This window comes from Pseudomonas sp. SIMBA_068, assembly GCF_046534705.1.
In the GTDB taxonomy this organism is placed as follows: domain Bacteria; phylum Pseudomonadota; class Gammaproteobacteria; order Pseudomonadales; family Pseudomonadaceae; genus Aquipseudomonas; species Aquipseudomonas putida.
In genome coordinates, this window is sequence record NZ_JAWRYI010000496.1 from 1 (window position 1) to 272 (window position 272).

Consider the following 272-nt stretch of genomic DNA (forward strand, 5'->3'; position numbering starts at 1 on the left):
GTGACAGCCTGAGTACCTATGTGCGCAGCGGGCCGACCGATGGCCACCGCATTGTCGGCACGCTCAAGTCTGGGCAAAAGCTGACTCTGGTCGGCAGCCAAGGCAGCTACAGCCAGGTACGCGGGCAGAATGGTGACCTGGTGTGGATCCTCAGCAGCGACCTGCAGGACGTGCCTGGCCAGGGCGAGCGGCTGCCGCAGCTCGATGCCCAAGTGGCGGACCTGTCCGGGCAGCTCAAGAGCATCGATGACAGTTGGAAGAACCGCGTGCAG

General features: G+C 64.3%; 1 protein-coding gene. It reads left to right on the forward strand.

What is annotated here, in order from left to right; all coding sequences use genetic code 11:
* On the forward strand, nt 1-272 hold a 272-nt coding region (locus SB756_RS30110; RefSeq protein WP_410913240.1), incomplete at both ends, for a TIGR04211 family SH3 domain-containing protein.